We start from the raw sequence: 13,140 nt of genomic DNA, 5'->3' as shown, positions 1-13,140 counted from the left end.
GGTCTTTCGGCGTATTGTTACGTCCGACGTGTGCTTTTTGGCGATTGCTCAAAATTTATGTCGCGAGTAAGCCTTTGGCGCGGTCACGATCGCGGAAAGTCTGCTCCTGGCGTTTCCTGACACAAACCGCAATCCTTCAAGCGCGCGATGAAGCGACTTTGGCGCCGCGCTTCATTTCCTCACACTTTCCGCCCACCAAACCATCATGCGGACGCGTTCTTCCCAAAAATCGGCGCGCGCATAGGCGCGGCGCACGCTGTCATTGCGTCCACCGCCATCTGACAATTTGAAGAGACGGGCGCGAGGCTTAACGGCGCGGATGGAAATGTCTGTAAGAGCCATGTTGGCGTCTGATTGGTATCAGCGCGGTACCAACGAATATACCAACAAACTCTCGGGATACCAACGGACGCCCTTGGACTGCCTTGGACCCGGATTGATCGCTAAACTGTTGTTTTTCTTACAATCTCGTATAAATTTGGACGAGCACGCGCATTGATTTGGTGCCCAGGAGAGGACTCGAACCTCCACGGCTTTCACCACTGGTACCTGAAACCAGCGCGTCTACCAATTCCGCCACCTGGGCTTAGAGCGCGTCTCATAGGGGCAGCGGACGGCAAAGCATGACTTCGGCGAGCTATGGAGGCTCACATCGCTTGAGGGTTACTTTGGTTCGCCTTCCACTTCAAGCGACACAGCTCTGCTCGGAAGCGGAATGTATCACCCGATGTATCACCCAAAGACCCGAGGTGTCCTCATCTATTCGGACCTGGAGGTCAACCCATAGTCGCACCTCAGTTACTCCTCTCACATCAGCAGCCTCATCGGTGTCAGCAGCCCTCATATAAAACCATTAGTTCGCTTATAGTGTCGTTATTAGCTTACTCAGATGTATCTGTAGCCACAACCTCATAACATGACTTATATGGATAGTAGTAGTAATACATAATTCCGCTGTTAATCGTGTTTCATAAGCTTAAAATGATATTATACAGATTTTATGCTTTCATTTTTGAAAATTACACGCTAATTTCAGAATGCTGTGGGGATTTCCTTCGCGGCCCGACCAGAAAACGGAGAAACATGAATATCGAAGAACTTTTTGACGCCGTTCGGCCCGTTACTCACGGAAACGCCAAGCCCCTCCAATTCAGACGGGTACCCTGTGAAACCCTGGACATCGACGGAACCCCGGTTCACGGGGACTGCATCGAATGCGTAAGCCACAAGCCCAATGGGCGCGGCTATGCTCAGCTTCGCGTCGGGGGGAAGAATTTACGTCTTCACCGGTTTGTTTGGGAGCAGGTGAACGGACCCATACCGGACGGCCACGAAATCGACCACAGATGCCGGAATCGAGCCTGTGTGAACCTAAAGCATCTTCAACTGCTGACTGAAAAGGAACACGAGTTGAAGACGGCAATTGAACGACAGCTCTTCGAGGAACACGAAGATCGAGAGGCGGCCATGGTCTTTATGCATCTGAATCCCGAAGTAGCGCGCAAAGCCGTTGCGAAGCTGTTTAACGCTGGAGTCAGCACCGTAGGTAAGTGGAAGAGAGAATGGAAAGCGCGGAGAGCCTTCCGCGAAAGCCTCTCGGAGAGAGTCTCGCAATAGCTTAATGGGCTAAAGCCAACGTGGATGCGTCTAAGCGAAGGGTTGCGGACTGTGTCGGCGTACTCCAGTTTGACGCATCTACGGCGACTAAATGCCGGTGAGAAAAAAAAGGGCGCTAACACCAAACTCATCGGCACCGACAAAGCCGCCTCTCAGCATGGGCTACGAGAGAGGCACCGCGCTTTACCTCCAGTGCAGACAGATGCAGACCAACGGCCGTATGGTTGAACAGATGCGGACTGAGGCGGCTCAGCGGGAGTTTGGGAACCGGCTTTCGAGGGCCGAAGCGGCTCTCCAGAGCATCGATAAGCGGCAGGTGACTATGGCTTGCAGCCGCACCTACTCAGGCTTCAACTATTCGACGTATTGAAAGGCGACACCGCGAGCAAAGGTTTCACCACGGTTCGGCCCTTTCAGGCAGTTTTGTGAAGTGGTGGGAGTGGCCGAGTTTTCCCAAAGGGTACCCATGCCGGATGGAACCGAATTTAAATGATGTCGAGACCTGCGAAGTGGCGCGTTCGGGTTCACCACCTGTGCGCAAAGATAGCTGTGGTCGCCAGTGTGAGACGAAGGGCTGCGCCGTTGGTTGTGAGCGCACGGCTACGTCATGGAGAACGGAGTTAGCTCAAACAGAACACAGCTTCGCGAGGCTTAGCCCGCCTTCTCAGAATTACCATCCAAACGCCTAATGCAAAAGTCCACGCTGAAGGTTCGCTGCGGAACATACCTGCGACCTTCAGCCTGACTTCGATCTAATGGATACACAACTTCTCTTCTGCAGTCTGTGACAGCCCGCATTAACCGAGCAATGGTGTCGGGTGCAGAGGCCCCATCAAATGACCTCGCACTTGTAAGAGGTGAAGGACATGGACTCGTCCCGGTTACTGGCGCGAGCATTTAGTCATAGAGAGTAACAGCGAATTCCAGTAGTCGCTTTGGCGCAACTTGCTTGCATCCCCGTTCATCGAGAGCGCCTTTCGCAATCCAAGCCTTACAAGCTCTTCAACAGAGCCAATAAAGGTCGAAAGGTCGGCGATTTTATTGTCCGGCAACCGCGTGTCTTTCGGCGAGCCACCATGCACGACTGCACTTCGGGCATCGTATGCCCGCTGCATCACACGGAAGATTTCGCCCTCACTGTAGGTCGGGTGTTCTATGAATTTCGCAGCTCGCAAGGCGAACCGGTATCGCAATTCCCCACGATACTGTTCGTCCAGATCACCCAAGAACAATGCCTCTGCTGCGATAACCAGATCGACGATTCGATCGAAGGGTAGTCTGCGTTCGAAGGCAAGATTGAAACGGTGGATGCTGAAAGCGAAGGAGGTCGCTCCCCCCTCCAGCAGACGCCAAATCGCCAAAAAACTTGAGACATCGCTTTCTGAAAACTCATCTCTGCTGTGCCACAGTGGCCCCTCGAACACTTGGAATTGGGTTCCCGAGTCAAATAACCGGTAATCAATCCAACTCGCAGTGCCTGAGGCGCGAATCTTCGTGTGCTTAAGCAGGCGCAGCGCCGAAAGAACGTCGTCGAGCAGGAGGTCCGTTCGTGAAATTGGGCGACTGCCGTAAAGTCCCTCTCCTCCAGCTTCCGGCAGCTCGGGCGACTCATCGTCCTGTAGGATCAGTTTCGGCAAGCACACCGTCCTCCGGATTCCCACTGCTTGCTGATCCCAAATAATTGGAAACCTGAGTGAATCCGGCCGAATTACCCCGACTTCATAGCAGCGAGTCACCTCATCATCGGACAGTCGGTCTATAACGATCTCGCCGTTGAGCACAATGGGGAGCGACTGTGAGCTGAATCCGGGAAGAGGTGAAACTGTCTTGAAAGCAATTTGATCTTCGCGAAAAAAATCGATCATCTCGCTAAACTTGCGTTGGAATTTCTCATCCGTGAACGCAAGGGCTCCTTGGTCGTCGAGCATTGCGTACAAAAGCGATGTCAGAACTGAGTCTGCGGTAATGCGGCGACGATGGTATACTGTGCCTACCAACGCGTCGAGATGCCGCCCGATAGTCTCGTCTGATTTCAGACACATAATCGATTTTTCATAATCGGGGAGAGAAGCTAACCATTCGTCATCCAGTGTCCGATACAGCAGCAGCGTATGCGCCTTGCGCTCGCGAAAATGGTTATCTGGTCCGCGGTCCCATCGGCTATGTTCAATAAACTCTGTGCGGGAACCTCGCATAGCATCAGAGAGCTGTGACACCGCGCCGCGCACGAAGACACGAAGAACAGACTCGATGTCTGTCCCGCTCGGTGCGACGGATTTGGGCGGCTGTGCTTCTTGCGTGTTCATGTGATGAATGACGGCATAATAGGCCATGACCAAGCGCTGTCGGATGCGCACGCCGCAATTAAGAATGTGCTCTTCGAAGGGAAGAAAGCGCATCGATGCATCCTCGAGGATCAACTGGGCGCTTTGATTGGTCAAGTGAGATGCGACGCCAGTCTGATGAGGACTATACCTGTCAGCGATACAAGTCCGGAAGGAACTCAAGCGCTACCTTCTTTGTTGCGTCACAAGAAAACGCTCGGCCATGCTGCCGTTCAAACTCGTAAGCCTTTTTCAGCTTCACCATGACGACGTTCCCGTAGCGTCCCTCTGGCAAGAAATCTCGGTAGTCGTAACCTCGGTTCGCCACTACGACCGCAATCGGCTCATCATTGGCCCGCAATCCGCACCTTGAGGACACGTAGGAAGCTGTGGCCAAGATCATAGCCATTTCATCGATGGCCAGAGTTTGCGCGAGTGCATCAGAGCTGAGAGCTATAGGGAGGGCGTAGAGCAGTGCGATCTGGTGGATTTTATTCACGGGAGGTTGGCCTCAGCCTCAGTGAGAAACAGTATTGTAGCTGCTGTCATGTGCAACACGTATGCGGTCAATTCCGCGGATGGTTCGACGGGCGTCACGGCACCTGCGCCATGGCCGGCAATCTTATTGCGGGGGGTGGGGATGGCCGATTCCAATATCTGTCGAAGGCCGGTAAAGTGATTCTGCCAAAAGGTAGCAATCAAACCGTTCGATAGGCAAACATCAACTAGGTGCGCCGCTGCTTTTGTTTTATCGAACTGCCAACTCCTCTTTGTACAGATTATCTTCATCACACTCTCAAACGCCTTATAGCAGTCAACTAACGCCTGAGCATTCTTGCCTGTCCTGTAGTGCTCGTGCGCTGAAAGGAACTCTTGCTCTGCGCTTTGGTATTGCCTATTGCGTAGAACAACTAGAGCAGGTATAACAGCTTCCTTGTGGATTAGCTCCGAGTCTACCCGTATTATTATCCCATCCGAATAGAAATAACCGATACCATGTTCTTTAAAACGGGCGTTTAACTCGCTGATTGCGTCATCAGCAATCTCGCCAGCGCGTTCGTATCTCTGCAAGTAGCCTCCAGCTCTTGTTGCTCTGTCAATGTAGCGAAAGGAAAGCTCTATAACATCTAAGACCTTTAAAATATCCTCCTCACTGACGAGAAACCCTTCAAGCTCTCTTATTGCCGAGTCGCCGGGGCGTCCGCTCAATCTAAAGACACCATATTCGCGACGTAGAGCCGCCGCGATTGTCTCGTATGAACTACTAATTACCTGATAGTTGATTTTCGAGATTTCCTCAGGGTTGCCGATTGCGTCGCGCCAGATGTGAATTGTTTGAACGCGGAGTTGCTGAGGAATTTGGTCGTAGGAGTATACGTCCGGCGTGTCGCCAGATTCGCGTTTTATTCGCTTTGAAAAAAGATCCAAGACAGCCATCAGATAGTCCCGCATTTGCGCCAATTTGGCACCGATCCACGCAGCACTGATTGAGCGCTGAACAATTTCGTATGTTCAACAAGCAAGTCTACACTATGACCGTCACGCTTCGAAGCTGAAATGAAACTGACCCGCGTCGTGCCTTGTATGAGTATACTCTGGCGAGACGCTGCGGCGAGACAGCTTTAGCGTCTCATATGGGTTGACATCAGAATTTCGAGACGGTAGGCATTGATGGTCTAAACTCAAACGAGACAGTTCGAGACCTCCGTCATGACCAAGTTCGGCTACGCCAGAGTCAGCACACAAGATCAGGACCTCGAACTTCAGACCGAGGCTCTTCGGAAGGCCGGATGCGATGTCGTGAGGTCTGAGAAGAAAAGCGGTGCGTCCACAGATGGTCGCACAGAGTTGGCCACAGTTCTGGAGTTCATCCGTAAGGGCGACGTGCTGGTGGTATGCAAGTTGGACAGACTGGCGCGCTCGGTTGCAGACCTAAGCAACATCGTGGCGATGCTGGAAAAGCGCGGCGCAGCCCTACAGGTCCTGAATGCGAACATCGATACGTCCACGGCAAGCGGGAAGGCGTTCCTTGGGATGCTTGGGGTGTTCGCAGAGTTCGAGACCAATCTGCGCAGAGAGCGCCAGATGGAGGGCATTGCGAAGGCGAAGGCGGCTGGCGTCTACAAAGGACGCCCCGCGACCATCGACGCTGAAGCCATCAAGAAGCTCAAGGCAGAAGGCCGGGGCGGTACCGAGATAGCGAAGACCCTCGGGATCGGGAGGGCGAGTGTCTACCGTGTGCTGGAGACCGTGTAGGATGGCCTGTGGCGGCCTCCGGGATTACAACGGTGATGCGCCGGTAGATACCAATAGATAGCGACACTGCTTGTCCGGCGTCAGGGCCTTTGAGACAAACTGGACGGGTTGAGGAGTCGGTTTCCACCGCTGCAAGCAAATTCGGGAATGCAATCTTTGCATGAGGAGCACTTTGCGGCCTTCGGAACAAGCTCCTCTGCTGGAGGACAACCATGCTGTGGATGCCGGTCTCGGAACGGAACGCTCATCGTATGTGACTGCGGTTGAAGGGGGAGGCAGGGTTCGCGGCTGAACCCCTCAAATCCACTCAGTATGGGAACCTGTTGACTGCGGCCAATGGGGTCCACCGTATTGTGTAACATTAAAGCACGCACCAATAGGCACTCCAATGGCTGTTCCCGACTTCCAAACGCTCTTACTGCCCCTTCTAAGGATTGCGGGAGGTGGAGAGGAGCACACGCTGGCTAAAGCAGTCGAGCAGCTGGGCAACGAATTTCGACTCTCCGATGCCGACATGGCTGAGCCTCTCAGGAGCGGGCAAACAAAATTTTACAACCGCGTTGGTTGGGCACGCACATACTTAGTCAAAGCAGGTCTACTCCGACCAGTTGGAACAGGACGGTTTCAGGTTACGGAGCGAGGACAGAACCTGTTGGCCAACTGTCCTCCACTGCTTGATGTCGCCTATTTGAGGGACCACTTTCCCGAGATTGCGGCGTTCCGCAAGGAACGAATCGATGAGGATCCACCCTCGACGTTCGATTTCGGGGACCACAGCTGGAACCAGCGCCCCGGTGTCGCCGAGCGGATAGAGGAAAAGCTTCATGCCGCTATCCCTGACGAAGGGGCGCGCTTCGCCGCTCTTGATTTCTTAGGATGGGCGGTTGAGACAGCTGACGAGTATCGGCGGGACGGTTGGTTTTTACGCGAAACGGACTATGGACTTCGGCTCATGGCCGGCCGCCTGCTTGCCTTTGAGATAAGACGCTCGAAGCTGAGAGTTAGCGTTATCGGTCCTATTGACGCGGAAGTTCTATCCGACCTTGTCGCGGAGGTTGATGACGAGTTTAAGTGGGTGCCCGGCGGTGCGGTACTCAGCATCCCATTAGATCACGCTACAGCCGCTCGTACCGCACTAAAGAACGGCGTTGAGAGCTTCCTTGACGGCGCTATGACGCGTGTCAGGCGATCTGTTAGCTTGGAGGACCACGCGCCAGAAGCGATCAAATGCCTGTCATCGATTCTGGGTCGCGAACTGCCTCAGCCCGAACCCAAGCCAGACCAGACGGCTACAGACCTCGATGATGACTCGGACGACGCCGATGTCACAACTGCAAGAAAGCCAAGGGTACGTGGTAGAGCTCCGATCTTCGAAACTGGTCAGCGCTCTATTGCTTCGCTCGCCAGTGATATTGAACGAGGGGTCATCGCATTACCTGATCTCCAGCGACCATTCGTGTGGGAGGACACAAAGGTACGAGATCTCCTTGATTCTCTCTTTATTGGTTTTCCGGTAGGTACCTTGGTCCTTTGGCACCCATCAGGCGATACTGAGGTTCGGGCGCTTGGCGCAACGCGCCCAGATCTAGGTGCGACCACATTGGTGATAGACGGTCAACAACGGCTCACATCTCTTTATGCTGTAATGAAGGGCGAGGAGGTCGTTGGCAAAGATTGCGATGTGCGAAGAATTGCAATTGCGTTTCGACCACGGGACGGACGTTTTGAAGTTGCAGATGCGGCAATTCGTAAGGACCCTGAGTTTCTTCCTAACATTACGGTGCTTTGGCAAACAACAAGTTCAAAGCCCCAAATCCGCCGAGACCTAATGGCTGCTCTTCGTGAGAAGGGGCGGATGATCGATGAGAGTTACGAGGACGCTGTCGAGCGGAACCTCGACCGCGCACACGCGATAGCAGACTACCGGTTCCCTACCGTAGAGATCCGCAGAACGGCTGCGAAGCAAGAAGAAGAAGCGACAGAGGAAGACGTCGCCGAAATTTTCGTCCGCATTAACAATCAAGGTGCCCGGTTAGGCCAAGCTGACTTCGTCCTCACCCTGTTGTCCGTGTACCACGGCGAGCTACGCGACCTCTTGGAGGAGCGCGCACGTGAATTGTCGCAGGGATCGGTCGTTGGTCTTGACACCCAGCAACTTCTCCGGGCCGCCTGCGCCGTGGCTTTCGGTCGTGCTCGCATGTCCGCGGTCTACCGATTTCTGCGAGGCGTAGATCCCGTGACGGGCGAAGCAGACCCGGAGAAGCGGCTGCAGCTGTTGAACGAACTTGATGCTGCCGCAAGGATCTGCATCGAGCCTACGCCGTGGCGGGACTACCTGTTGTGCGTTAAGCATGCGGGGTTCCTAAACGAGAGTCTAATCGCCTCTAAGAACGCCATCGTAAATGCATACGCATTCTACACACGCGGACGAAAACAGAGCGTTCAAAAATCCAAGCTCGACTCTCTGATCGCCCGTTGGATCTTCGGATCATTGCTCACCGCTCGCTATTCGACTGCCTCGGAAACCGCGTTCGAACAGGACCTGAGTCGCTTGAGCCGCGTCGATCAGAATGATGATAATGGATTCGTACACGAGCTCGACAAGGCATTATCTGAGATTCTTACGGATGACTATTGGAGCCTGTCCCTCGTGTCCGCGCTTGAGACGCAAAAGGCACGAGCTCCAGCCGCTCTGGCATTCCGAGCCGCACAAGTCGTCCTCGGCGCACGAGTCCTGTTTTCAGACCAGTTGCTCCACAATCTCATTGTTCCACCCGCCATCGGCGGGAGGGCCGCTCGGGAGGCTCATCATCTATTTCCAGTAAGATGGCTTCGCTCGCACGGCATTGAGGACCTCCGCCAGATCAACCAAGTGGCCAATCTCGCCGACGTTGGGTGGCATGAAAACAACGTTATTGGCGGTCAAAGTCCTGCCACGTATGTGCCGCGTCTGCGCAATGAGCTGAGGATCGATGATGAACGCTGGGGCCGAATGTGCGCTGAACACGCTCTCCCCCCTTCATGGGAGCAGATGGAATACAACGAATTCCTTGGCGAAAGACGCAGACGTATGGCCGATATTATCCGAGTCGCGTTCCGACAGCTCGGTGGCGAAGTAGATGCGGCACCCCTGACGCCGCCATGGTTCGTGCCCGGAGCCGAGTTGGTCTGGAAGCGCATAGAAGACACAGAGCGGGCACTCCGCACCCTGGTGCGCGAGGTCTATACCGCGCGTTTTGGTGGCGCAGCAGCAACGGAGATAGAAGCGAGCATTCCAGAGCGCGAACGCGAGATGCTGAAGCGGTCCATCCGCGCTCGGCCGCAAGGATCCGATCCGCTCAGTATTGTAGATTACTTATATCTCGCGCAGCTTCCATCGCTGCTTTTTTCCTTCGGCGTTTGGCAGGAGGTGAGGTCTAGGTTGGCGAAAGTTGACGACTTGAAGCGCCGATTGCAGACAGCCGTGGATCTCATCGCTCCGGTGCGAAACGAGATTGCGCACGTTCGCGAAGTCAGCCAAGCCCGCCTTCTTCGAGCGACTGTCGCGTGCAACGACGTAATTGAGATGCTGGCAGTTAGAAGTGTTTCTGAGCCTTCCACTAGCGCAACAACACACTGACACAGCGCTTCAGAGCCGCCGGCTGGCGTCCTACACACTGCTTGTGTGCCCTCTCGAAACCTGAGGATGTTTCGAAAATTGAATATCATCGCCCAGGTCACCGAAACCGCCACGGAGCGGCGTGGGATTTACGCCACCCTCATCGCACATTCGATAACCGAAGAAGCTGACGCCCTGGTCGCCAAGTTGTCGGCGAAAGTATGCGAGCGCAGGACGAACCGAGGCCGCGAAGCCGCTATCCACCACGCTGTAGGAGCATTCTTGGCCGACTTGCTGCGCGCTGAAGCATGGAAGAACGCGCAAGGCTGGGTGTATCGCTCGTTGAAGACTGAAGCGTTCTCCGGCGAGGAGGTGAGTTACCGCGCCTTCAAGTTCGTTGTGGAGTCACTTGTTGCCCTTGGTTGGCTTCAGCACGTTGAGGGGAAGCGATTTTGGACCGCTAACGCCTTCGATCCTTCCGCGCGTCCATTCGCCACCGGAGGCCACGCAAGCCGCTTCAGGATGACACCGGCGCTGAAGGCGCTGTGTGAGGGCGTTACAAGCGACCACTTCATTGAGCCACTACCAGCCAATCCGGTTGTGCTGAGGGCCGCTGCGAGGGGCCGTGGAGAGAACAAGACGCGCGGCAAGATGATGCCCGTCCCGCAAACTGAATACACAACCCGTCTGATCAAGCAGATGAAGGAGCTTAACCAGTTCCTCAGCGAGTTCGAGATGCGGCCGTATCGCTTCACAGGGTTGGTGAGAAACTTCAATGAAGGCGACAAGCCGTCTTTCGATTGGAACAAAGGCGGACGCCTGTATGCTCGTGGTGAGCTTCAATACCAGTTCCAGAGCAAGGAGGATCGGGCGAAGATCACCCTTGATGGTGAGGCGACGACTGAGGTCGACATAAGAGCGAGCTTCCTCGCCACCTATCACGGCCTAATGAAGCAGCCATTCGATCCGAACTATGATCCTTACGAGGTGGAGGGAATCCACAGAGATGCCGTCAAACTCTGGATGCTGGCTACCTTCGGGAGCCAAGGCCACATTCGAAGATGGCCAAACAAGCTGGCGGAGGACTACCGAGAGAAGCACGGTATCGCTCCTCCGAAGGTCAGTAAGATCAAGGAAGCTATGGTCGCCATGTTCCCTGTGTTGGCTGAGTGGGGGAACTCAGGTCACACTTGGGCCGACCTTCAGTTCCACGAGTCGGACGCTGTGTTTGCAGCCATCTTCATGCTGATGAAGGTCCATCGCATCCCAGCCTACCCTATCCATGACTCGGTTATCGTGAGGGCCAGGGATGCTGAGGTGGCCAAGGAGTTCATAGCGACAAGCTATAAGACTTCACTACAAGTGGACATTGCAGTGAGATGACCTTCTCTCCCCCCATTCTATATGACTGAGCATCCTAAGGTTACTTGAGTAACCTCAGTGACAATGGTTACACTAGGGAGATAGAAGGTTGGGGAGTGAGAAGTGTAGCAGTTGAATACATTAGTATACGGGAAACACTTTTGCGACGCTGGAGCCGGAATACTTCCTGACATTGGCTGCGAAGGCGCTCTGGACCTCCTTGGACGAGAGACGGCCGTAGAGAGTCACAGGCGAGCTTTAGCTGTTGGAGGTGGCGGTGTGGGGCGGGGTCGCGCGAAGGACTCACCCGCGGCCTTCTCTGACTCATTCTGGGGCCATGTGGAGGCTGGTCGACCGGCGTTTACTTACGGCCCTCCAGCCATGATTCCACAACCAAAAACCGGATAAGGATCTACAGATATGGCGAACTACAAAGCAAAGGTTAATAATCGTTAATGTGTTATAGATTCGTGAAAGTTGAAGACGAGAAGCCAACGCTAGCTGACGACCTTCTCCAAATGCTCCTTGAGCAATTCCAGCGGGTATGAGCCGTAACCACGGCTGACCGAGGCTCCTTCGGCCCATCCACCAATCCGGTTCTGAATCTCCTCTGGAATTGCAGCCACCCTCATCCTTGTCCTCATTGTGTGCCTCAGCCCGTGCATGGTCTTCGGTATGCCGAGGCGCTCCCTGAGCCACTTATTGAGGGCGTTGCTGGCGCTGTCGGCCTTCACAGGCCCGTAGTCCGGGAACAACGGTCCACTGAGGTCCTTACCCTCAATCGCTCGGTTTGCCGCCCACAGAGCCTCACCAACAAGCGGAACCTTTCGTTCGCTGCTTGTGGTCTTCAGGCTCCTCCCATTGAAGGGCCGAATGTGGATGTAAGGCACTGGAGCGTAGAGAAACACGTCAGACGCTCGCAAGCCAACGATCTCACCGAGCCGAGCACCGGTGTCCAAGATCATCGAAATGATGAAGCGCCTGTCGTCGGCCATCTGTCGGCAAGCGTCTGCGAGGGTCTTGAGTTCTTCAAGGGTGAACTCCTCCCGCTTCGCAGCGTCGTTACCGAGGTTTGCAATACGAATCGCCGAGAAGGGATTGTTGAGCTTCAGGGCGTGTTCGTGGTTGGTCGCGTTGAAAACGGCGTTGATCGTGTTGAAGCGCCGCTTGACTGAGGTCGTCTTGCTCTTCGCGAGCAATGCGTCTCGCACTGCCAGGGCGTTCTGTCTCGTATAACGGTCCAAGGGAAGGTCGCCTATCGCGTCGATAACGTAGCCGATGGAGAGCTGGGCGTTCTGCCTCAAGCGTTTGCTCTCGCCCTTTGGATGTTGAGACAGATAGAGGTTCAGGGCTTCACTGAGGAGAAGAGAAGCCGGATTGGCGACGATGGCCGCAACTTCAGAGGATGAGCCGCTTGTTGTCGCTGTCTGAGTGACGGGCTGCTGAGAGAGCAGTGTCCACAGTGTGAGGTGTTCCTCCGTTCGGGCTTTGGCCGAAGCAGACGCCCATTGAGCCTCATACTTGGAGTTGACCTCCGCAATCCTGCGTATCGCCGCGGACCGATCCCGAGTGCTGAGGCTCACTCGAACGAAATTGGCAGTGAGTCCGAGGTTCGCTTTCGCTGCCGTAGGGATGCGCCGGTAGTACCAGAAGACGCCATCGCGACTTGAGGTGAGATAGCGAACGGAGACGGAGAAACATCCTTCAGAGAAGGCATATCGACGCACTGATGTATCGCCCTTCGTATCACCGAAAGAGCGACCAAAGCTTGCCTAAGTCATTGCTACTAAAAGCGAAACACCAGTTACCTGGTGCCCAGGAGAGGACTCGAACCTCCACGGCTTTCACCACTGGTACCTGAAACCAGCGCGTCTACCAATTCCGCCACCTGGGCTTAGAGCGCGTCTCATAGGGGCAGCGGACGCCCCGTGTCAATGCGCGCTTTTCCCAAAACCGCATGGCCGTCCCGGTCGCGGCGGGGCC

8 protein-coding genes and 2 tRNA genes are annotated in these 13,140 nt (G+C 54.8%); 4 read left to right on the top strand and 6 right to left on the bottom strand.

Translation table 11 applies throughout. The features are described from left to right. Positions 1–501: 501 nt before the first annotated feature. A tRNA-Leu gene (locus IYX23_RS17850) sits at positions 502–586 on the bottom strand. Positions 587–1,083: 497 nt separating this feature from the next. On the opposite strand from IYX23_RS17850, the gene IYX23_RS17845 reads away from it, so the two are divergent. Beyond that, positions 1,084–1,617: an HNH endonuclease signature motif containing protein gene (locus tag IYX23_RS17845; protein WP_196394296.1), complete on the top strand. Its 534-nt coding sequence runs from the start codon at positions 1,084–1,086 to the stop codon at positions 1,615–1,617. An 881-nt stretch (positions 1,618–2,498) separates the two neighbouring features. On the opposite strand, the gene IYX23_RS17840 is transcribed toward IYX23_RS17845, so the two are convergent. The 3 genes from IYX23_RS17840 to IYX23_RS17830 are packed head-to-tail and all read right to left on the bottom strand — an operon-like array spanning position 2,499 to position 5,378. Next, positions 2,499–4,058 carry a HEPN domain-containing protein gene (locus tag IYX23_RS17840; protein WP_196394295.1) on the bottom strand — a complete coding sequence of 520 codons (1,560 nt, stop codon included), beginning with the start codon at positions 4,056–4,058 and terminating at the stop codon, positions 2,499–2,501. A 37-nt stretch (positions 4,059–4,095) separates the two neighbouring features. Next, entirely contained in the window at positions 4,096–4,440 is a 345-nt protein-coding gene (locus tag IYX23_RS17835; RefSeq protein WP_196394294.1) for a hypothetical protein, read from the bottom strand. Continuing rightward, positions 4,437–5,378, bottom strand: coding sequence for a hypothetical protein (locus tag IYX23_RS17830; RefSeq protein ID WP_196394293.1), 942 nt, complete (start codon positions 5,376–5,378; stop codon positions 4,437–4,439). The genes IYX23_RS17835 and IYX23_RS17830 overlap by 4 nt, the downstream gene beginning before the upstream one ends. 273 nt (positions 5,379–5,651) lie before the next feature. On the opposite strand from IYX23_RS17830, the gene IYX23_RS17825 reads away from it, so the two are divergent. The 3 genes from IYX23_RS17825 (at position 5,652) to IYX23_RS17815 (ending at position 11,178) form a co-directional block, all read left to right on the top strand. After that, positions 5,652–6,197 carry a recombinase family protein gene (locus tag IYX23_RS17825; protein WP_196394292.1) on the top strand — a complete coding sequence of 182 codons (546 nt, stop codon included), beginning with the start codon at positions 5,652–5,654 and terminating at the stop codon, positions 6,195–6,197. A 388-nt stretch (positions 6,198–6,585) separates the two neighbouring features. After that, complete coding sequence (locus IYX23_RS17820) at positions 6,586–9,816, top strand: DUF262 domain-containing protein (RefSeq protein WP_196394291.1); 3,231 nt, start codon at positions 6,586–6,588, stop codon at positions 9,814–9,816. 66 nt (positions 9,817–9,882) lie between these two features. Beyond that, the gene (locus IYX23_RS17815) at positions 9,883–11,178 is read left to right on the top strand and encodes a hypothetical protein (RefSeq protein WP_196394290.1); all 1,296 of its coding nucleotides are present in this window, start codon (positions 9,883–9,885) and stop codon (positions 11,176–11,178) included. Positions 11,179–11,654: 476 nt separating this feature from the next. On the opposite strand, the gene IYX23_RS20670 is transcribed toward IYX23_RS17815, so the two are convergent. Continuing rightward, positions 11,655–12,884 carry a tyrosine-type recombinase/integrase gene (locus tag IYX23_RS20670; protein WP_348643686.1) on the bottom strand — a complete coding sequence of 410 codons (1,230 nt, stop codon included), beginning with the start codon at positions 12,882–12,884 and terminating at the stop codon, positions 11,655–11,657. A gap of 82 nt (positions 12,885–12,966) precedes the next feature. Further along, positions 12,967–13,051 (bottom strand) — tRNA-Leu (locus tag IYX23_RS17805). Positions 13,052–13,140 lie beyond the last annotated feature (89 nt).

It is taken from the genome of Methylocystis sp. L43, assembly GCF_015709525.1.
Lineage (GTDB): Bacteria > Pseudomonadota > Alphaproteobacteria > Rhizobiales > Beijerinckiaceae > Methylocystis.
This window is presented reverse-complemented; position numbering and strand designations above follow the sequence as displayed.